The sequence below is a fragment of the Kitasatospora sp. NPDC003701 genome (assembly GCF_053587085.1).
Genome location: NZ_JBSFNM010000060.1, coordinates 30,276 through 49,231 on the forward strand (window position 1 = coordinate 30,276; position 18,956 = coordinate 49,231).

Annotated in this window: 20 protein-coding genes; 10 read left to right on the forward strand and 10 right to left on the reverse strand. The window is 71.3% G+C overall.

What is annotated here, in order from left to right; translation table 11 throughout:
• Positions 1 to 32 precede the first annotated feature (32 nt).
• Positions 33 to 782: a MerR family transcriptional regulator gene (locus ACWDRR_RS36075; protein ID WP_449776496.1), complete on the forward strand. Its 750-nt coding sequence runs from the start codon at positions 33 to 35 to the stop codon at positions 780 to 782.
• The gene (locus ACWDRR_RS36080; RefSeq protein WP_449776497.1) at positions 779 to 1,651 is read left to right on the forward strand and encodes a hypothetical protein; all 873 of its coding nucleotides are present in this window, start codon (positions 779 to 781) and stop codon (positions 1,649 to 1,651) included. Before ACWDRR_RS36075 ends, ACWDRR_RS36080 begins: the two co-directional genes overlap by 4 nt.
• Before the next feature lie 132 nt (positions 1,652 to 1,783).
• On the opposite strand, the gene ACWDRR_RS36085 is transcribed toward ACWDRR_RS36080, so the two are convergent.
• The 3 genes from ACWDRR_RS36085 to ACWDRR_RS36095 are packed head-to-tail and all read right to left on the reverse strand — an operon-like array spanning position 1,784 to position 4,463.
• Positions 1,784 to 2,224, reverse strand: a complete 441-nt coding sequence (locus tag ACWDRR_RS36085; protein ID WP_449776498.1) for an NUDIX domain-containing protein — start codon at positions 2,222 to 2,224, stop codon at positions 1,784 to 1,786.
• Complete coding sequence (locus tag ACWDRR_RS36090) at positions 2,221 to 3,474, reverse strand: DegT/DnrJ/EryC1/StrS family aminotransferase (RefSeq protein WP_449776499.1); 1,254 nt, start codon at positions 3,472 to 3,474, stop codon at positions 2,221 to 2,223. Before ACWDRR_RS36090 ends, ACWDRR_RS36085 begins: the two co-directional genes overlap by 4 nt.
• Positions 3,471 to 4,463 (reverse strand): Gfo/Idh/MocA family protein, encoded by a 993-nt coding sequence (locus ACWDRR_RS36095; RefSeq protein ID WP_449776500.1) that lies wholly within the window; start codon positions 4,461 to 4,463, stop codon positions 3,471 to 3,473. The genes ACWDRR_RS36090 and ACWDRR_RS36095 overlap by 4 nt, the downstream gene beginning before the upstream one ends.
• Before the next feature lie 156 nt (positions 4,464 to 4,619).
• Here ACWDRR_RS36095 and ACWDRR_RS36100 point away from each other — a divergent pair, with 156 nt between their 5' ends.
• A complete protein-coding gene (locus tag ACWDRR_RS36100; RefSeq protein ID WP_449776501.1) occupies positions 4,620 to 5,936 on the forward strand; it encodes a helix-turn-helix transcriptional regulator in 1,317 nt (438 codons plus the stop codon).
• 144 nt (positions 5,937 to 6,080) lie between these two features.
• Here ACWDRR_RS36100 and ACWDRR_RS36105 read toward each other — a convergent pair whose 3' ends face one another.
• The 3 genes from ACWDRR_RS36105 to ACWDRR_RS36115 all read right to left on the reverse strand — a co-directional run bounded on the left by ACWDRR_RS36105 (position 6,081) and on the right by ACWDRR_RS36115 (position 8,493).
• A complete protein-coding gene (locus tag ACWDRR_RS36105; protein WP_449776502.1) occupies positions 6,081 to 6,293 on the reverse strand; it encodes a hypothetical protein in 213 nt (70 codons plus the stop codon).
• A 165-nt stretch (positions 6,294 to 6,458) separates the two neighbouring features.
• Positions 6,459 to 7,466 (reverse strand): TauD/TfdA family dioxygenase, encoded by a 1,008-nt coding sequence (locus tag ACWDRR_RS36110; protein WP_449776503.1) that lies wholly within the window; start codon positions 7,464 to 7,466, stop codon positions 6,459 to 6,461.
• Between the two features lie 40 nt (positions 7,467 to 7,506).
• A complete protein-coding gene (locus ACWDRR_RS36115; protein WP_449776504.1) occupies positions 7,507 to 8,493 on the reverse strand; it encodes a hypothetical protein in 987 nt (328 codons plus the stop codon).
• A gap of 516 nt (positions 8,494 to 9,009) precedes the next feature.
• Between ACWDRR_RS36115 and ACWDRR_RS36120 the strand changes: the two genes are divergently transcribed.
• The 4 genes from ACWDRR_RS36120 to ACWDRR_RS36135 all read left to right on the forward strand — a co-directional run bounded on the left by ACWDRR_RS36120 (position 9,010) and on the right by ACWDRR_RS36135 (position 11,544).
• Positions 9,010 to 9,759, forward strand: coding sequence for a hypothetical protein (locus tag ACWDRR_RS36120; protein ID WP_449776505.1), 750 nt, complete (start codon positions 9,010 to 9,012; stop codon positions 9,757 to 9,759).
• 79 nt (positions 9,760 to 9,838) lie between these two features.
• Positions 9,839 to 10,045, forward strand: a complete 207-nt coding sequence (locus tag ACWDRR_RS36125; RefSeq protein ID WP_449776506.1) for a hypothetical protein — start codon at positions 9,839 to 9,841, stop codon at positions 10,043 to 10,045.
• A gap of 246 nt (positions 10,046 to 10,291) precedes the next feature.
• Entirely contained in the window at positions 10,292 to 11,125 is an 834-nt protein-coding gene (locus ACWDRR_RS36130) for an IS5 family transposase (RefSeq protein WP_449776507.1), read from the forward strand.
• On the forward strand, positions 11,122 to 11,544 hold the full coding sequence (locus tag ACWDRR_RS36135) for a hypothetical protein (protein WP_449776508.1): 423 nt from the start codon (positions 11,122 to 11,124) through the stop codon (positions 11,542 to 11,544). The genes ACWDRR_RS36130 and ACWDRR_RS36135 overlap by 4 nt, the downstream gene beginning before the upstream one ends.
• Before the next feature lie 22 nt (positions 11,545 to 11,566).
• Here the strand turns inward: ACWDRR_RS36135 and ACWDRR_RS36140 are convergent, their stop codons facing one another.
• Entirely contained in the window at positions 11,567 to 12,472 is a 906-nt protein-coding gene (locus ACWDRR_RS36140; RefSeq protein ID WP_449776509.1) for a hypothetical protein, read from the reverse strand.
• A gap of 188 nt (positions 12,473 to 12,660) precedes the next feature.
• Positions 12,661 to 13,218, reverse strand: coding sequence for a CGNR zinc finger domain-containing protein (locus ACWDRR_RS36145; RefSeq protein ID WP_449776510.1), 558 nt, complete (start codon positions 13,216 to 13,218; stop codon positions 12,661 to 12,663).
• A 126-nt stretch (positions 13,219 to 13,344) separates the two neighbouring features.
• On the opposite strand from ACWDRR_RS36145, the gene ACWDRR_RS36150 reads away from it, so the two are divergent.
• Positions 13,345 to 14,589, forward strand: a complete 1,245-nt coding sequence (locus tag ACWDRR_RS36150) for an MFS transporter (RefSeq protein ID WP_449776511.1) — start codon at positions 13,345 to 13,347, stop codon at positions 14,587 to 14,589.
• Positions 14,590 to 14,702: 113 nt separating this feature from the next.
• Here the strand turns inward: ACWDRR_RS36150 and ACWDRR_RS36155 are convergent, their stop codons facing one another.
• Together ACWDRR_RS36155 and ACWDRR_RS36160 are read right to left on the reverse strand one after the other, a co-directional pair.
• Positions 14,703 to 15,059 carry a hypothetical protein gene (locus tag ACWDRR_RS36155; protein ID WP_449776512.1) on the reverse strand — a complete coding sequence of 119 codons (357 nt, stop codon included), beginning with the start codon at positions 15,057 to 15,059 and terminating at the stop codon, positions 14,703 to 14,705.
• A 146-nt stretch (positions 15,060 to 15,205) separates the two neighbouring features.
• Positions 15,206 to 15,511, reverse strand: a complete 306-nt coding sequence (locus ACWDRR_RS36160; protein ID WP_449776513.1) for a hypothetical protein — start codon at positions 15,509 to 15,511, stop codon at positions 15,206 to 15,208.
• 515 nt (positions 15,512 to 16,026) lie between these two features.
• Between ACWDRR_RS36160 and ACWDRR_RS36165 the strand changes: the two genes are divergently transcribed.
• Both ACWDRR_RS36165 and ACWDRR_RS36170 read left to right on the forward strand, forming a co-directional pair.
• Positions 16,027 to 16,233 (forward strand): hypothetical protein, encoded by a 207-nt coding sequence (locus ACWDRR_RS36165; RefSeq protein ID WP_449776514.1) that lies wholly within the window; start codon positions 16,027 to 16,029, stop codon positions 16,231 to 16,233.
• Between the two features lie 127 nt (positions 16,234 to 16,360).
• Complete coding sequence (locus ACWDRR_RS36170) at positions 16,361 to 18,811, forward strand: RICIN domain-containing protein (RefSeq protein ID WP_449776515.1); 2,451 nt, start codon at positions 16,361 to 16,363, stop codon at positions 18,809 to 18,811.
• The last annotated feature ends 145 nt before the right edge of the window (positions 18,812 to 18,956 follow it).

The following is an 18,956-nucleotide window of genomic DNA, read 5'->3' on the forward strand; positions in this document are numbered from 1 at the left end:
CTTGCCGCAGCGTCAGGGTTTCTACTGCAGTCATGCGAATCGGCGAGATCGCCGCGCTCATCGGGGTCACCCCTCGGGCCGTGCGGCACTACCACCATCTCGGGCTGCTGCCCGAACCCGTCCGGCGGAGCAACGGCTACCGCGAGTACGACATCCGGGACGCCGTCCTGCTCGCCCGGATCCGGCGCCTGACCGAGCTCGGCCTCGGCCTCGACGAGGTGCGCGACGTCCTCGCGGACGACGAGGGTCGGGAGCTGGTCGAGGTCCTCCAGGAGCTGGACGACGACCTCGGCCGGCAGGAAGCGGTCATCCGGGAGAGACGGCGACGGCTCGCCGCGCTGCTGGCCGAGGCGCGGGGCGGGCGACTGGCCGCCGAAGGACCGCTCTCGCCGCAGCTCACCGGGTTGCTGGCGGGCATCGGCGAGATGCCGGACTCGCCGATGGCCGTGAAGGACCGGGAGGTCCTGGCCCTCCTCGACACCGTGCTCCCCGAGGCGGAGCGCGTCCGGCTGATGGAGGTCCTGCAGGGGCTGGAGGAGCACGCGGGCGAGGTGTACGGCCTGCTGGACGCCCTCGAGGGCGAGGAGCCGGACGACCCCCGGGTGGCCAGGGCCGCCACCGCGCTGGCGGCCCTGCTGCCCGACGACCTGGTCGTGCACCTCTCGGCCAAGGCCGGCGGCGGTCTGGCGGACGTCATCTTCGCCGACCTGGCACCGGCCCAATCGGCGGCGGTGCGCCGTGCCATCGAACTCGTGGAGCAACGACGGGACGAACGACCATGACGACGCCGGAGATCCGGGACTTCCCGCCCCGGCCCGACTCCCCCGCGCGGGGGCCGGTACTGCGGAGGCTCCGCGCCGTCGCGGTGCCCGCCCAGCTCGTGCTGGCCGGCTGCCTGATCGGCGGGGCACCGGTGCCCGACACCGTGCTGCTCGGCGGCAGGCTGCTCCTGCTGGTCCTCCTCGGCGCCGAGGCGTACGTCTGGCTGCGGCTGCGGCGGCTCGGGCTCTCCCGGCGCCGGGCGTTCGCGCTGCTCGTACCCCGGCGTGTGGCGCGGTACGTGGCGCACGAGGCGCGGATCATGGCGAGCCTGGTCCGGTGGGTGGCACGCCGTCCGCACGGTGTCGGCGAGGCCGGCGAAGCGTTCCCCCACGCCCGCGACCAGGCCGCCGTGGCGTACGGCTTCGCGTTCGTGTGCGCGGCCGAGACGGTCGCCCTGTCGTACCTGCTCACCGACTGGCCCGTCGTCCACGCCGTCTTCCTGGTCGTCGACGTCTACACCGTCCTGTTCGTCCTCGGCATGCACGCGGCCGCCGTCACCCGGCCGCACGTCCTGGCCGAGGGCGTCCTGCGCGTCCGGCAGGCCGCCCATGTCGACATCCGGGTTCCCGTCGCCCGGATTGCCTCCGTCCGGCGCGAGACGCTGTTCACCCACGAGAAGAGGGACGGCGAGCTGAACCTGACCGTCGGCTCCCAGACCTCCCTCACCCTCGAACTGGCCGAACCGGTCGATGCGCCGACGTTCCTCGGCGCTCCCCGGCTCGTACGGGTGATCAGGGTGCACGCCGACGATCCGAAGGCCCTCCACGACGCCGTCACCCGGGCGCGAACCACCCCTCCACCCGCCCCGGGGGCGCCCACGACGGCCTGACGCGAACCGGCCGACGCGGTACCGGCCGGTGTGGACCCCCCGATCACGACGGGGGTGTTCCCACCCCTCCGGGCCGGGACGAGGCGTCGTGTCCGTCTACGCGGGCCTGGCCGATGGGCTCGCGGTGCACGATCAGCGGGTGACGAGTTCCCGTACCGCGTCGCTGACGGCGGGGATCTCGTCGGGCCCGGCCCACTCGTGCGCGTCGTGCTCGGTGAGGGTGACCGGGCCGGTCCGGGTGACGGTGACCTCGAAGGTCAGCTGCCGGGTGAGGGCACCGCTGCCGGAGGTGTAGTCGAAATGCCCGAGGTACTTCTCGACCGCGTCGATCCGCAGGCCGGTCTCCTCGTCGACCTCCCGCAGCAGGGCCTGCTCGATGCCCTCGCCCTTCTCGACCTTGCCCGACGGCAGCTCCCACAGGCCGGCCATGAACTCGCCGGCCGGGCGCCGCAGGAACAGCATGCGGCCGCCGTCGGCGATCACGGCGGCCACGACGAACCGTTCCACCCCGTCCGTCTCGGCGGCGGCGCGGATCGTGTCCTCGAACGTGGGGTCGGCGAAGGGAGAGTTCACAGCAGCTCCTTGTGGTGGTCGCTCACCTTGACGGCCGCGCGGATGTACTGCCCGGCCAGCGGACGATCCTGTTCACGATGCCAGACCGGGAGCTTGATCGTGTGCGCGTGGGTGTGCTCGGCGACCGGGAAGTCCCCTGCCCGGTAGCGGCGGTGAGCGTGCGGGTGGCCGGGGAACAGCATGGCCGGGCTCTGGTACAGCGGTAGCTGGTTCATGGGGCAGGTGGAGCCCGGCCGGTCGAACCCGACCGCGCCCTCGGCGACCAGGGCCCGGTGGAACCGCTCGACGCTGAGGCCACCGAGCTCCTGGGGGCGGTAGGTGAGCGTCAACCCGTACCAGGAAGGGACCACCCCTTCGGGCATCGGGATGACCTCAAGCCCGGGAGTCCGGGCGAACTCCTCGGTCAGGTAGCGGGCGATCTCCGCCCGTCCGGCGAGGTAGCCGTCGAGGCGGCCGAGCTGGTCGTGCGCGATGGCGGCGGCCAGCGGGTGGATCCGGAGCTTCAGGCCGGACCCGGTGACCGCGTACTTCGCGAGCGGGTGCTCGGCCGGGATCTCGGACTTGGCGCGCCTGTTGTAGTGGCCGAACGTCAGGAGCCGGTAGTACGTGTCGTCGTCGTCCGTGAGGACGAACCCGCCCTCGCCGCCGGACAGCGGCTTGGGGCCGTTGAGCGAGAACGCGCCGGCCAGGCCGAAGGTGCCGACCTTCCTGCCCCCGTGGGAGGCGCCGTGGGCGTGGGAGCCGTCCTCCAGCAGGAGGAGGTCGTACGTCTTGGCGATGGCCTGGAGGGCGAGCATCGCGGCCGGCCTGCCCCACAGGTGGGTGACCATGATGGCGCGGGTGCGCGGAGTGATCGCGTCCTCGATCGCCGTGGGGTCGATATTGCCGTCCGGGCCGGTCTCGACCAGAACGGGCACCGCCCGCAGATGGAACAGCGGCGAGGCTGTGGCGTGGAAGGTCCAGGCGGGGACGATCACCTCGTCCCCGGCCTTGATCCTGGCGGCGTCGTAGGTGGCGTGCAGGGCCGCGGTGCCGGAGCTGAAGGTGACCGCGTGGCGGACCCCGAAGTAGTCCTGGAGGGCGTCCTCCAGGACGGCGACGATGCCCGAGCGGCCGGGGACGGAGATGGCCGAGCGGAGCTGGGCGACGACCTTGCTCTCGGTGGTGTCGTCCATCGGCGGCCACTCGAAGTGCGTGCCGGCCACGGTCACCGCGGGCTCGCCGCCCAGCAGGGCGAGGTTGTTCGTCACAGCATCTCCTTGGGGTCGATGTAACGGCCGGCGGCCTTGGACTCGTAGCAGGACGCGATGAAGGCCATGTGGCCCAGGTGCTGTTCGGGCCCGGCGGTGTTGGGGCGTTCGCCGTCCAGGACCCGGCAGAAGTAGTCGATCTGGGCGGTGGCCGCGCTGGACGGGGCTTGCGGGCGCGACAGCTCGTCGACGACCTTGCCGTGCACATCGAGGCGCTGGACCCGGCCCTTCGTCAGCAGGACGGAGCCGAGGGTGCCGACCACGTGCAGCTTCTCGGTCTTCGGGGCCATCCAGCGGGACAGGAGCACGGTGCCGTACAGGTCGTTGTCGTAGCCGAGCTGGATGACGGCGGTGTCCTCGGCGTCGTACCGGCCGTCGGGCAGCGCGGCGGTCGAGAAGTCGGCCATGATCCGGTTGGGCATCCCGAAGTACCACAGCAGCAGGTCGACGATGTGGTAGCCCATGTCGATGATGCAGCCGCCGCCGGCCTGGCTGACGTCTCCGCGCCAGCCCGCGCCGGGGTTGTCGGTGTGGAAGGTGTACTGGCCGTCGACGAGGAACGGGGTGCCGATCTGGTCCAGGAGCTGGACCACGGACGCGTGGAGCGGGTTGAAGCGTCGTTGCAGCGTGACCATCAGCTCCACCTGGGCCTGCCGGCAGATCGAGGCGAGCTCGCGTGCCTCCGGCAGGGAGGTGGCGAACGGCTTCTCCTTGAGGACGTGCACGCCTCGGACGGCGCAGTCCTCGATCACGGCCCGGCCGGCGCGGTGCGGGACCGCGACGATGACGAAGTCCGGCGCCACGTCGTCCAGCAGGTCGGCGGCCCGGGTGAAGCCCGGGACGTGGTGCGTGTCCTGCTGGGCCCGCAGCGCGTCCGGGTCGTTGTCGCAGACCGCTACCAACTCGGCCCGGTTGGAGGCGAGCAGGCCGGGAAGGTGGTCTTCGAGTGCCTGGTGTCCGAGGCCGATGACCGCCGCGCGTCGTTTCATGGGCTGACTCCTTCCGCTTCGTGAGGGAACTTGTCGATGCGTGTCGAGTACAGCGCCAACTCCGCTTGCCTGGACAGGCATTGTCTGTAGTCCCGGGGTTGTCCCGCGCTCGTGCGCAGTAGGCTGCCTGTCACTGTCGATGATGGAATTGGCCCCGTGGACGACCCGATCCGGCACCCCCTCGCCTACGCCCGTGAACTGCGCGGGTGGTCACAGAGCGACCTCGTCGTGTCCCTCGACCGGGCCGCCCGCAAGCACGGGCTCCGCTCCGGCGCGGACAAGACGGCCGTCAGCCGGTGGGAGAACTGGCGCAAGCAGCCGAACCTGGACTCTCAGATCCTGATCGCGGAAGCCTTCGACGTTCCGATCGCCGACATGGAGCTGTTCGGGTGGCCCGATTGGCTGCCCGGCCGTGAGCTTCCGCTGCCACTGGGATCGGCGTACACCGTCCAAGCACTTCGAGATGCACAGAGAGCCGCCATGGACCGCCGCAGCTTCATGACCTTCAGTGCCGTCTCGCTGGCCGGCCTCGCCGCCCAGTGGGCCACGATCGAGCCCGATCGCCTGACGTCCGCCCTCGACGGCAGGACGGCCGTGGACCCCGGGCTCGTGGACTGGCTGGAGGAAACCAGCGCGAAGCTGACGACGCTGCCCACCGAACAGCGCCAGCACACGATCAAGCTGATGGACGCCCATCTCGCCACCGTCACCGACCTGATCGAGGGCGGCGGCCACGCCGAGCCCGTCGCCAAGCGGCTGCACCTCCTGGCCGCGTCACTGGCCACCACCTGCGGCTGGTACCGCTTCGACCAGGGCAAGCACTTCGCCGCGGGAAAGCTCTGGGCAGGGGCCTTGCAAGCCGCCAACGCCGCAGGTGACCGCGACTTCGGCGCCGGTGTGCTCTCCGACTTCGCCTACCAGTCGAACTGGATCGGCCAACCGGACATCTCGGTGGACCAGCTCGGCCACGCACTGTCCGCTACCAAGCACCCCACCGCCCGGTCGCTGCTGTTCCTCCGGCGGGCCAGGGCCTACGCCGCGCTCGGCGAACGCTCCGCGTGCCACCGCGATCTGTCCGACGCCGAGACCGCACTGTCGACGCGGGCCACCGACCCCGCGCCAGGCTGGTGCGCGTGGATGAGCCCCGCGGACCTCGCGGTCGACTCCGGCCAGTGCCTGCTCGATCTCGGCCGGGCCGACGAGGCGCACGTCAGGATGGCCGAGGGCCTGGCCCTCCTGCCCAAGGCCCGGGACAAGACGCGTGGCATCTTCCTGACCTACCAGGCCAAGGGTTTCCTGCAGTCCAACGACGTCGAGCAGGCCCTCGCCGTCGCCACCGAATCCCTCGATCTGGCCACCCGCATCGGCGCTGAGCGGTGCATCACCCTGGTCCGCGAACTCGCACCGGCGTTCAGACCGTACCGCCGGGTTGACGGCGTCGCCGATCTCATCGAGCGCGTGCGAGCTGCGTGACAGGCGCTCAGATCAGAGTCGCGGTGATCGGCGGCCGGGAGAGGATGTTCCGAGTCGCCGTCGTCAAGACGCTGCCAAGCGCCATTCTGCGGAGCCCGGCCCCCCGGCCCCATGCGGGTCGGGGGGCCGGGCTCCGCGCCGCTGTCAGCGAGAGGTGCTGGATGTGCTCGCAGGGGCGCACGTCTTGGGTGCGGCGTCCTGGTGGTGTCCGGCGAGCCAGAGCCCGGCGAGGAGTCCTGCGATCGCCAGGACCTTGTGCCGGTTCTGCTTCCACCACGACGGTGATCCGGCTGCCATGAAGCGCAGTTGCGTGTACTCAGGATGCTCGCGGGGCGGCGTGTCCTTGAACAGTCCCATCTCTGGTGAACCTCCTCTCCCCCTTGGGAGGTTCATGACCATACGGCGTCCGCCGCCTTGATCGCAGACATTAAATCCCGCCTCACCGTCCCCGACGGCCCGGTCCGGACGGGTAACCGGGCCACGCCGGCGGCGGCGCCGAGTACCGCCGTGGACTGCTCCAGTTCACCGGTCCAGTACGTGGCCGTCCTGGGGGCGGTGGTCGCGGGAGCGGCGCAGGTCGGTGGTGACGTAGGTGCGTTGCAGCCAGCGGTCCGCTCCGTCGTAACGGGGGTGGAAGGCGGTGCGGCCGTGGACGGTGACGCGGTTGTCGATGATGACCAGGTCGCCGGGGGTCAGGCGCAGCGTGCGGGCGGTCGCCTCGCAGGCGCGGGCGAATTCGTTCAGCGCCGCGGTGGCCCGGGAGGTGAGCGGGGTGGTGACGAGTTGGGCCATGTGGATGTCGGGGTCCTCGGCTGCTCCCGACAGCACCGGCCGGGGCTCGGCAGCGGGCCCGCTCGTGGCGGCGCCGGGGGCGAAGGAGGGTGGTGGGGTGGTGATGAACTCCGGTGCGAACAGGGCCTGGCGGGCGGCCGGGGTGAGGAGTGGCAGAGCCTGGCGGATGCCTGCGGTGCGCATGCCGGCGATCCGGTCGTGGTCGGCGCGCAGGCACAGGAAGACCACGTAGTCGGGTGGGTGCGGGTGGAAGCCGTTCTCGGTGTGGAAGGACAGCGGCACCGATCCGGCGTTGCCGTGGAAGGTCTCCTGTCCGGGTACGGGGACGACGTCCTGCACGAGGGCGCCGGACTTCTCGGCCAGGTAGGCGAGGGGCTCGCCGAGCCCGCAGGCCACCATGGTGAGCATCGCGGCCGGGACGGTGACGCGGCGCTGGACCGAGCCGGGTACGGTCGGTGTCGCGGGCAGGGCCGCCCGATCCACGGGCAGGCCGCCGATCACCAGGGTGCCGTGCGGGCCGGAGTGCCGCCGGAATTGGCTCACCCTGCGGCGGAGCAGTGGCGGGAGGTCCTCCCAGGCGTCCCGGGCCCGTGCCACCCACGCGGGGCTGTCGACCTGCTCGTGCCCGCCGGCGGACAGGTCGCGGGCCAGCTTCTCGCAGGTGTCGGCATCGGCCGGGTCCAGTACCCAGTCGGCGGCGGCGGTGCTTCCGGTGGAGTCGGGTGTCGTCTCGGGCATCGGGCTCTCCTGCCGGGGTGTGGGCAGCGGACGCGCGGACTCACGTGTGGCGCAGGCGGGCCACGGCGTCGGCGATGTAGTGGTCCCCGAATCGGATCAGGGGGGCGTACTGGGCCGCGCGGCGGTGGCGCATGAGCCGTAGTTCGGCGACGGCGTTGTCCGGGCCTTCGGGTTTCTGAGCGATGGAACGACGCAGGTGCACCATCGAGTAGGCGAGGGTGACGTGCCGTTCGCTGTCGACGATGTCGGCTTCCAGGAGGGCGCCCCGTGCCTCGGCCAGCTCGGGGGCGCGGGCCGCCAGGTGCTCGTAGGAGTCGGGGACGACCGTCAGCAGGTCCTTCATCGCCGCTCGGAAGAGCTTGTATCCGCGATGCTGGCGTCCGCTCAACGGGACGTCGACCGACGGGGGCGCCATGGTGTGGCGGATCTCCGCCATGTAGTAGTCGGCCGGGATCGTGCTGGCGTGGGTCATGGCCGCGGGGAATCCGCGCACGTACACCGTCGCGTCCGCCAGCCGCGGCAGCGCGGCATCGTGGTCGCCGTGCCGCAGATGGCGGGTGGCGTCGGCCACGGCGACCGCGGCGCAGATGTTGAACAGGACATGGACCTGGTGTCCGATGAGCCAGCGGGCGCTCCACAGGCTCTCCGAGGGGGCCCTCACCATCGGCCCGGGGGCGGCCGGCGACGGGAGGGAGTCCGGGTCCGCACCCGGTGCCGCGCCGGTGAGGTCGAGCACCGACTGCCGCATCCCGGTCATCTCCAGCGCCAGGTCGGCGCCCGACAGCGGAGCATCGCACAGGTCTTCCAGCCCCCGGTGGAGGGCCAGGGCGCCGTGCAGGGCGGCCTGCTGGTCCGACAGCTCCACCTCACGGACCCGGAAGTACGACTGGCTGATCGACTCCGCCGGCAGTCCCTCACCGGCCACGGCCGGAGCCAGTGCCGTCAGCGCGGTCACCAACTCACCGGCAGCCGCTGCCGCCTGCCGCAGCCCGGCGGTGCGCTCGACAGGCCCGGCGTGGGTCGCCACCGCGGCCAGCACGCGCGCGGTGCGCCTCGCCTCGGCATCGACCCGCGGACCCAGCACCGGGACCGGCCGCCCGCCTCGGGGTTCACGGAAGACAGCGACAGCAGGATGACCGACAACCGGCAACAAGCCCATGGTTGAAGTACTTTGCCAGGAACACGCCAAACAAAACCCCGATCCTCGAGATCATTCCCGTGCGCCGCAAGGGAGTTGACCCCCCACCTGGCGGTCGCGGCGGACCCGGCGGTGGACGCCCGGCCGAGCCAGGTCGGGCAGGCGGCCTCGGCCTGGTCGTCGCCCGCCGGGCTCGGCCGCGCGAGGTACGGCGGTCCGGATCGGCGCTGAAGGGGTCCGGCACCGGTAGGAGTCTGTGATCGAGTGACCGGTGTTCCTGGGCCTGACGGCTCGTTGAGCAACCGTGTGCAACGTCTCCGGTCCCGATCGATCCTTTGCGCTCCGTCCTGATGGCCTTCCCGCTACGGTGAGAGCACGTTGAGTCAGGACCTCGGAGGGGCTGCGATGGCGGAAGCAAGCGAACCATCGACTGAAGGCGCATCCGAGCGCGTACTCAATCCGCTCTGGATCATCTCCCTGTTCCTCGGTTTGGCCGAGGTGACCGTTGGAGTGGCGGCGACTCAAGCCCACGGGTGGATTCAGGGCATGCTCGCGATCTTCTCCGTGGCTTTTCCCTCCGCAGTGGCCGCTACGTTCTTCCGCATCCTCCTCACCAGGCCGATTGTTCTGTATGCACCAAAGGACTATCCCAACCCCCCGAGCATCGAGGCATACGTGACGGCGGTGTCAGCAAGCCGGAACGTGCAGAACGTCGAGGCCGCCGTCAGGAGTGCTGTCGAGGAGGTCGTCATCCCCCGCCTGCTGCCTACGGATCGCGAGAAGCCGGAGGCACTGATCGAGGCAACGGTCCGTGCTGCTCGGGAGGACTTCCAGCGGCGCTCGGTGGAGGTCGATCTGGGTGGCCTCGTCGCGCCGGACGAGCAGGTCCGGGTTCTCACCTTCCCGGTGGAGTCGGTGACGGTTTCTCACCTGCTTGACACGATCTACATGACGATCAATGACCATGTGGACGCATACTCCTATGGCAGCCAATGGCTCCTCCACGACCCGGCGACCAGCAAGACATTCAAGGACATCGGGACCTCGTGGAGTCGGGCCAATGGATCGGGCCCGAAGGACGACCGCAGTCTGGAGGAAGTCGGGATCGGGGCAGGCACTCGCTTGTTCGCGGTCCGTGTCGATCGCAGCCGGTAGACCGCCGACCGAAGCAAGCCAGCCCCTGACCTCCCGGTGTGTGCTCGCCGGGGGCGTACCTCTTCCAGGTTCCTCCCGCTTGAGCGGCAACGGCTGGGGTGGGTGGATCGCCGAGCCGGAGTGCGACCTGATCGGCTTCGTGCCGGACGTCGTGGATGGCGAGCCGGACCGGACGCCGGATGGGCTGGGGGCCTGGAGCAGGATCGGTGCGGCGGCGACCCGCTCCATGGGCGGGAGCTCGTCGCCGGCCATGACCTTGCGGATCAGGGCGATGCGCTGGTGCTGACTGATCGGGGCCGGGTCATCGGTGTGGACCGTGGGCACTCTCGGGCGGGGCATCGCGTGGTGGTCCATGGACCAGCGCAGGAACGGTTGGACGAGGCGGCGGCTGATGGCGCTCTCGGCGTACCAGGCGTTTCGGGGGTCTCTCAGAGGGCGGTATGTAACGTGATGTCGTATCTGACGTCACCGGAACGTGTGGCATCGCCGGTTTCCGCTGCTCGGGAGGCTCGGGCGTGCTGAAGTGTCACCCGTGAGCGACCGCCAGTCCTACAAGAGCGACTTATCCGACGAGCGCTGGTCTCTGATCGAGCCCGTGGTTATCTCGTGGAAGGCCCGGCGTCCATCAGTCAGCGGCCACCAGGGCAACTACGACATGCGGGAGATCGTCAACGCCCTGCTCTACCAGTCCCGGACCGGTTGCCAGTGGGACTACCTCCCCCACGACCTGCCGCCCGCCGGTGCGGTGAAGTACTACTTCTACAAGTGGCGCGACGACGGCACTGACCAGACAATCCACGACCTGCTGCGCTGGCAGGTCCGGGAGAAGAGGGGCCGATTAGCCGACCCCAGCCTGGTGGTGCTCGACACCCAGAGCTTGCACGCCGCCGCGGGGGTCCCGGCCGGCACCACCGGACGGGACGCGAACAAGAAGGTGCCAGGTCGCAAGCGGGGACTCGCCGTCGACGTGCTGGGCCTCGTGATTGCGGTGGTGGTGCTGGCCGCCTCCGTCCACGACAACGCCTTCGGCACGGCCCTGCTCGACAAGGTCGCAGCAGGCGCCGGTGGCACCGTGAAGAAGGCCCTGGTGGACCAGGGGTTCAAGAAGACCGTTGTGGACCACGGGCCGAAGGTGGGCATCGAGGTTGAGGTCGTCGAGCGAAACCCGGCCAGCGCCGGGTTCGTCCCGCAGCACAAGCGGTGGATCGTGGAGCAGACGAACGGGATCTTGATGCTGCACCGGAGGCCGGTGCGTGACTACGAGCACCGTACCGCCTCGGCCGAATCACGGGTGTACTGGGCGATAAGCGACCGGATGTCGCGCATGCTGACCGGCACCTCCACCCCCGCCTGGCGTGGAGCATGACCGGCGGAGAGCTGAGTTTGGGGGCGCTCCTGGTGCGACTGGAGGAGCGAGAGCGGCAGATCGCCGCGCAGGCCGAGGCGACCCGGGAGAAGATCGCGGAGCTGACAGCTTTGTTGGACGGGTTCGACACCGCCGCCCAGGAGATCCGGATCACCCGCAAGACGCTGCTGGAGCTGCCCGATTCACGATCGTCCGAGCCGTCGGCCCCGAAACTGCCGGACCATCCGGCCTATCAGCAGATCATGGCGGTGTTCGCCGCGACCGCTTCACCGCTGCGGGCGCGGGCGGTGTGTGAGGCGATGGACGTGGAGATCGCGCCCAGCAACATCAACAACGTCCGCCTGAAGCTCAAGCGGCTCACCGAGAGGGGAATCCTGGCCGAGACCGAGCAGGGGCTGTTCGCCCTGCGGCGGCCGTAACCCCCCTCGCGGACACCGGGCATCAGCTCGCGCGTAGCCCTGTGAGCAGATCCTGGAGCGACTTGAACTGAAGCTGCAGGGGTGGAGCCAGGTCGCCAAAGGACTTGAAGAACGCTTGCGGCGACCGCTCCAGTTCCACGAGCACCTGCTCTGCTGTGTCGTCGCTGGCAAGGTCGGGCGCCAGGGCCGCGCAGGCCCGAACGCCTGCATGCGGGTCAGTTAGCCAGGGGCGGGTGTCGCCGCCGAGGTGGCCGATGGCGATCACAATCGTCGCCAGGTCGTACGAGGAATCGGCGGCCCGGGCCATCAACGTCAACTGTTTCAGCAGCTCAGAACGTTGGGCGGAGGCCGCGGGATGCCGTGCCAGTGACCCAACAGCTGCGGCGGCACATGTCCTGCGACTGGCACGTTCCGACGCGAGGTACGGCAGTGTTCGCCGCAGGAGCACGGGAACCACATCGAAGCAGGCGAGCGCCGCCTGATCGAGGACGAGTTCACCCAGCCCCGTGCCGTCCTGCCACATCCGAGCCCTGCCATCCGAATTGGCCGACACGTACTCGACAGTCCAGGCCCGCAACTCCAGTGCGCGGTCCTTGACCCGAGCACGGATCTCCACGGCCCGGTCGCTGAGGTCGCCGGCGGCGCCGATCGCGTACAAATAGGCGAGCATGGCATCAGGCAGCGAGGGATCGCCGGGCCCCAGCAGCGGATTATCCAGGAGCTCGACGACAAGCATCGCGGTGGGCGCCGTCGCAGGCCAGGCCTTGCCCTCGCGGCGAAGCGTCTCCGACCACAGGTGCGAGTACCCGTCGACGAAAGCCTTCGCATCGTCGCCGAGGAGGGCTGCCAGACGCCGCGGCGTGTCGCTAGCGGGGCCCGAGGCATGGAACAAGCCGGACCAGTCCGCGTCATCCGTACGGTCATCCACAGCTGGGATGGTGCCACAACACGCCGACGGGCTCACATTGACCAGACTCGCTCCGGATCGCGGGACATGATCACCCAGCCTGGCCCCTGACCCCTCACGCGGACACCCGACCCGCCAACCTCACTCAACCCCCAGTTACGAACCGGACATCAACTTGCGTATCGCCCTCTCAGAACTCTCGCAACTGTTCATTCGTGAGACGGGGCGCGCGTCTGCTTGCGCCGGCGGTGTTCGGCAACACGGGCGCGGGATGCGCAGGTGGTCGAGCAGTAGCGGCGTGGGCTGCCCGGACCGGTGCCGAGGTAGAGGTTGCGGCAGTCGGAGGCCGCGCATTCGCCCCAAGTGGCCCGACCGTGCTCGGTGAGGATCTGGGCCAGGGCCAGGCAGCCGGCGGCCAGGAACCAGTCGGCCCATCCTGCGTCGCTTCGATCGACGTGCAGGTGCCAGGGGTGACCGTCGTGCCGGGACAGGCGGGGGGCGGCGGCGTGCTCGGCCAGCATCTCGTTGATGGCGACGGCCGCCCTATCGGTGTCGTCCTCGGCGAGGATGCCGGCCATCCGCAGGGCGGCGTCCCCGAGCTCCCGCAGATCCGCGTCGGACAGGGCCGTTTCGGTCAAGTCCTGCGGACCCTCCCCATGGCTTGCCAGGAGCGGCACCGCGACCTCGCGAGGCAGGCCGGGGTGGGCTCGTACGGCGTTGGCGAGGTCGATCAGGCGCTGGGCGGCCTGGAAGCCCTGGGTCCTCACGTCTGCGCTCCTTGATCCCCGGCCTGGGCGGTGGTCGGCCGCCTGGTACGGCGGCATCCCCCACTGTAACGTCTTTCGACAATATGCCGTTACTCACTGGAGGTGGCGATGTCAGGACGGTCGAGAGTGCTGCGATATCTGGTGACCGCGTTCTTCGCGCGGATGGCCGACGAGGGCACGGCCGTGGCGGTGGTCATGCTGGCCGTGCACCGCACCGGCAGCGCCGCGCACGGGGCGTTCGTTCTGACCGCCTGGACGGCCCCGCACGTCTTCGCGGCCCCGCTCACCGGCGCACTGGCAGCCCGTGCCCGCCGGCCCCGGCTCTTCTACGCCGGCGCGCTCGCCGGCTTCGCCCTGGCGATCTCCGCGCTGGCGACCGGCATCGGCCGCATACCCCTTCCCCTGGTCCTCGCCGTCGCTGCGGCCGGCGGCTGTTGCGGGCCGATCGTCTCCGGCGGACTCTCCAGCCTGATCACGCGGCTGGCACCGGCCGGCCCGCAGCGGGACCGCGCATACGCGTGGGACGCCGTGATCTACAACGCCGCTGCCGTCGCCGGCCCTGGAACCGCCGGGCTTGTCGCCTCCACGCTCTCCCCGGCCACGGCGATGCTCGTACTGTCGACAGCCGCGGCATGCGCTTGCGTGCTGACACCACTGCTCCCGCTGCACGCCGAAGGCCCGCAGACGGCAACGGCGCGACTGGGTCGGGACCTGGCCGACGGAGTGAGGACGGTGTGGCGAGAAAGGGAGCTGCGCGCCATCACGGCCGCGACCTGTCTGACCTTCACCGGTATCGGCGCACTCACCACGACCAGCGTCCTGCTCGCCATGAGCCTCGGAAACGCGTCAGCAGGCGGCTTGCTGATGACCGTGTTCGCGGTCGGCGCCCTGACCGGGACACTCGGCATCACCCGACTGCGGCGCACGGTGCCGCCGCAGCGGTTGGCCGTCATCGGCTTGCTCGCCACCGGTATCTGCCTCGCCGCCGCGGCGCTGGTCCCCGCCGTCCCCGTCGCAGCGGCCTGTTTCGCCGCCGCCGGTGCCGGGGACGGCCTCGTGCTGACCGCGACTCTGCGCATTCGCGCTGATCACTCCCCGCCGCAACGGCGCACGCAGGTCTTCACCATCGGCGCCGGGCTGAAGATCTCCGCCGCCGCCATCGGCTCCGCCCTCGGTGGACTGTCCACCGCCAGCACCGCGCACTGGTATCTGACCGGCATCGCTGCCCTGCAGGCGGCAGGAGCCGTGCTGTACGCCGTGGTCAGACGTGATGCAGACCGCAACTCATCAACACTCCGCCAGGATTCGCCCGCCGACCCCATCGGGCAGGACGCCTCACCGAAGGCCGCTGCACCCGCCGCACCACGATAACGCGGTGGCCCTCTCGGCCCAGGGTGTCGGGAAGCCCGGGCCGGCCGACGACATGTCGCTCCAGTACGCAGGCGCCGCGCTCCCCAGGTTTCTGCACCAGGAGGTTGAAGCGGTCAGTCACCGGCGGCACCGGCCCGTCCGGTGCCACCCCGCTCCCGGGACGGACCGTCAGGGCGCCGCGGCCGGGTCGTGCGGGTCGAGCTCGGTGAAGTCGACGTCCAGGTGCGGGTCGTACGCCTCCGGGGCCAGGTCGGGACCTTCCGCTCCAACCGCCGCGACACCTCACCGGGCGTGGACTCCTCGCCCAGGCCCTCCAGCGCGTCCGGCGTCTCTTCGGTCAGCCCGCCGGCCTTCGCCCGGGCCGTCTGCGCGGGGCCATCAGTGTCCACCAGCCGCAGCAGGATGCGGCAGGTGCCGACCAGCGCCTCGACGATCGACTGCTTGCTGGCGGCGGATCTCCTCCAGCTCATCGCGTGCGCGCTTCGCCTTGGTGGCCATCGACCCGCGGACCCAGCACCGGAACCGGCCGCCCGCCTCGGGGTTCACCGAAGACAGCGGCAGCAGGATGACCGGCGACAAGCCCATGGTTCCCGTGCGCCGCACGGGAGTTGGTCCCCTACCTGGTGGTCGCGCCGGACTCGGCGGTGAACGCCTGGCCGAACCAGGTCGGGCAGGCGACCCTCGGCCTGGTCGTCGCCCGCCGGGCTCGGCCGCGCGAGGTACGGCGGTCCGGATCGGCGATGAACAACTCGCCCCGGTGCGGCCGGAATTGCTGCGCGAACAGCCGGCCGAAGCCCTCCCCCGCCCTCCCGCACGGCGGTCCGCACCTCCCCTCGAACGCCCGGCGCAGCACCGGCCGCCGCACGTCCGGCGGCCGGGTGTCGCCGAAGTCGCGCCACGGGCCCGACGAGCCAACGGACACCTGCACACACCGCTGCGACCGGCGCGGCGGCGGGCCATTGAGGCGGAGCGGTCTTCGGCGGCAGGACGGGGTCATGCCGCCCATCCTGCCAGTTACCCACCAGAACGTAAATCAACATGGAACAACAGAGTTGGACGCCCAGCCGGCCACGCGGCGTGACCGGTCCGCCGCGACAACCGGCTTACGAGTGACTGATGTTGGGGCGAGACGCCAAGGTGGGACGCCTGCCCAAAAGCTCGCGACTCGGTGAATCGGTCAGAACCCTTGACACAATCGAACATCCCTCCAACACTCTCATCACTCCGATTGTTTGCGCGAACATCGGCGATGAACGCGCTCCACCGACCATCGGGCCACCCCCACCCACGATGCGTTCGAACCCCCACCACCGCGGCAGGCCGGCGCGGCCCACCCACGTGCCGTCGGCACCTGCGGGCCGACCGGCCTGCCGTACCGAGAGCTGCCCGACGACGCATCGGCGAACGAAGGCACGAGTAGGAATGCTGTGTTTGCGAATGGCCGCCGGCGCCGCCGCCCCGGCCCTGCCCGACGCCCTGCCCGACGCCCTGGCAGCCGGGCCGGAGCTCTCCGACCCGGAGCACTCCGGCCCGGACCTCGTGAACCGGGCCGCCGACCACAGTGCCGCGCTCGCACGGCGGACCTGCGGCACCTGCGGCACCGGTGACACCCGGCAGACCGGCTGCCGGACCGTCACGGTCTGACCCACACACGACCCGGCCCCCACCCGGGCCGGGCCCGCACCACCGGCACACACCCCACCCGCCGGCCCGCCCCTCCTCGCCCGAGGGGCGTGCCGTTCGTCTGCCTGCCCCCGCACCTGGAGGACCGATGGCCCCCCGTTCCAAGAAGAGCCGACACCGTACGGCCCGCAGCTGTCTCGCCGTGGCGGTCGCGGCGGCCGGTGCCGGTCTGCTCGTGCCCCCGCAGCCGGCGGCGGCCGCCGCCGAAGCGGCCGCCCATCGCACCGTCCGGCTCGACCCCTCCTACCAGCAGCAGCCGTTCCAGGGCTGGGGCACCTCGCTGGGCTGGTTCGCCAACGTCACCGGCGGCTGGCCCGACGACCGCCGCAACCAGCTGGCCGACGAGCTCTTCGGCGCCGACGGCCTCGGCCTCACCGTGGCCCGCTACAACATCGGCGGCGGCGACAGCCCCGAGACGGTGCCCTACATGCGGCCCGGCGCGGCCGTTCCCGGTCACTGGAACCGCCCTGCGCAGGACGCCCCGCAGCCGGGCGGCCCCAACGGCGGTGCCGAGCCCGCCAACTGGTGGAACCCGAACGACCCGGACCACTGGAAGGCCGACGCCGACGCCAACCAGCGCTGGTGGCTCACCGCCGCGAAGAGCCGCGGCGCCGACACCTTCGAGGCGTACTCCAACTCCGCCCCGTACTTCATGACGAACAGCGGCCTGGTCTCCGGCGCGGTCAACAGCTGGGAGAACAACCTGCGCGCCGACCAGTACGACCGCTTCGCCGCCTACCTGGCCGGGGCGGTCAAGCGGGTGCAGGACTCGACCGGCGTCACCTTCGGCTCCCTGTCGCCGGTCAACGAGCCCGGCACGGGCTACTGGCGCGCGGGCGGCCCGCAGGAGGGGTCCCACTGGGACCACGCCGCCCAGGCGCGCATGATCGGCAGCCTGCGCGGCGCGCTCGACGCGGCGGGCCTGGCCACCCCGGTGGCGGCGATGGACGAGACCGACCCGGTCATGTTCCGCGACGACTGGAACTCTTACCCGGTGGCGACGCGCTCGGCGATCGGCCGGCTCAACGTCCACACCTACGGCACCCAGGGACGCACGGGAGCCCGGGACATCGCCAAGGGCGCGGGCAAGCCGCTGTGGATGTCGGAGGTCGACCTCGGCGGCCTCGGCCCGCAGAGCTTCACCGACATGGCGCCCGCCATGGACCTCTCCCGCCGCATCACGGGCGACCTCACGGAGCTCGAACCCCGGGCGTGGGTCATGTGGCAGGCCGTCGAGGACTACGAGAACATGACCCCGGCCCACGAGAACTCGAACTGGGGCGTCATCCAGGTGGACCTGACGCCCGACGACCCGGCCGCCGAGCCCGTCCGCAAGAACAAGAAGTACTGGGCGATGGCGAACTACACCAGGTTCGTCCGGCCCGGCGCCCGCGTCATCAACACCAACTCCGCCGACACCCTCGCCGCCCTCCGGCCGGGCGACGCGGGCGCGGTGGTCGTCCACACCAACTCCACCGGCGCGCCGCAGACCCTCACCCTGGACCTGGCCGGCTTCCAGAAGCCGGGCGCCGGCACGGCCGTCCAGCGCTACACCACCGACGCCGGCAAGAACGTGCAGCGCGAGGCGGACCTGACCGTCACGGCCGCCGCCACGGTGACCACGACCGTCGGCCCCGGGTCGGTCACCACCTTCGTCCTCCCCGGCACGGTCGGGGTGAACGCCTCGACGGCGACCACGCCGACCGGTGACGCGCGGCAGTTGCGGAACGAGAACAGCGGCCTGGCCCTCGCGGCGGGCCCGTCCGCGCAGGAGGGCCCCGTCCAGCGCGTCCCGGACCCGGCCGACGCCGGGCAGCAGTGGAACATCACCCGGGTCGGCGGCGGCTGGGACAGCACGGCCGCCTACCGGATCACCAACGCCGCCACGGGCAAGGCCCTCGCGGTGACCGCGGGCGTCCTCGGCTTCGCCGCGCCGGGCAACGCGGCCAAGCAGCAGTGGATGCGTTCCACCACCGGCGACGGGCGGGGCACGTTCGTCAACAAGGCCACCGGGCTCCTGCTCGACGTCGGGGACGCCGCCCGGTGGGACGGCGCGCCGGTGGGCGTCTGGCCGGCCACCACCGGGAGCAACCAGTCCTGGTCCGTGCGCAGCGCGGCCGAGGACGTGTGGCGGCCGGTGACGGTGCGGCGCGGCGGCCTGTGCGCCGGGGTGGCCGGTGACACGGGCGCGGCCGGTGCCGCCGTCGTCCAGTCCGGCTGCAGCGGATCCGAGGCCCAGCAGTGGTCGTTGCGGGCCGGCAGCCCCGGCCAGGTGTCCGTGGTGGTGCGCCACAGCGGGCAGTGCCTGGACGTGGCGGACGAGTCGACGGCGGACGGCGCCCCGGTGGTGCAGTACGGGTGCAGCGGGGCGTGGAACCAGGAGTGGTCCGTCCGCCCGACCGGCGGCGGCTTCTCGGCCCTGGTGGCCCGGCACAGCGGCAAGTGCCTGGCCGTCGCCGCGAACTCCGTGACGCCCGGGGCCGCGCTGGTGCAGGAGCCGTGCGGCTCGGGCGCCGGGCAGCGCTTCAAGATCGGCTGACCACCGGTCGGGGTCCCCCGCCGGGCTCCGGGCGCTGTCGGTGGCTCCGGAGCCCGCGCGACGGCCCCGGTACGCCGCCGCACCCCACGGTTCGCGGGGTGCGGCGGAACGCCGGGGCCGCCGACGAGCGCGGCCCCGGCGGCGT

Bases quoted from the DNA above. Each gene is read 5' to 3' on its own strand.
- ACWDRR_RS36075 (WP_449776496.1), top strand. From the start codon at position 33: ATGCGAATCGGCGAGATCGCCGCGCTCATCGGGGTCACCCCTCGGGCC.
- ACWDRR_RS36080 (WP_449776497.1), top strand. From the start codon at position 779: ATGACGACGCCGGAGATCCGGGACTTCCCGCCCCGGCCCGACTCCCCC.
- ACWDRR_RS36095 (WP_449776500.1), bottom strand. From the start codon at position 4,463: ATGAAACGACGCGCGGCGGTCATCGGCCTCGGACACCAGGCACTCGAA.
- ACWDRR_RS36105 (WP_449776502.1), bottom strand. From the start codon at position 6,293: ATGGGACTGTTCAAGGACACGCCGCCCCGCGAGCATCCTGAGTACACG.
- ACWDRR_RS36110 (WP_449776503.1), bottom strand. From the start codon at position 7,466: ATGCCCGAGACGACACCCGACTCCACCGGAAGCACCGCCGCCGCCGAC.
- ACWDRR_RS36120 (WP_449776505.1), top strand. From the start codon at position 9,010: ATGGCGGAAGCAAGCGAACCATCGACTGAAGGCGCATCCGAGCGCGTA.
- ACWDRR_RS36135 (WP_449776508.1), top strand. From the start codon at position 11,122: ATGACCGGCGGAGAGCTGAGTTTGGGGGCGCTCCTGGTGCGACTGGAG.
- ACWDRR_RS36155 (WP_449776512.1), bottom strand. From the start codon at position 15,059: ATGAGCTGGAGGAGATCCGCCGCCAGCAAGCAGTCGATCGTCGAGGCG.
- ACWDRR_RS36165 (WP_449776514.1), top strand. From the start codon at position 16,027: ATGGCCGCCGGCGCCGCCGCCCCGGCCCTGCCCGACGCCCTGCCCGAC.
- ACWDRR_RS36170 (WP_449776515.1), top strand. From the start codon at position 16,361: ATGGCCCCCCGTTCCAAGAAGAGCCGACACCGTACGGCCCGCAGCTGT.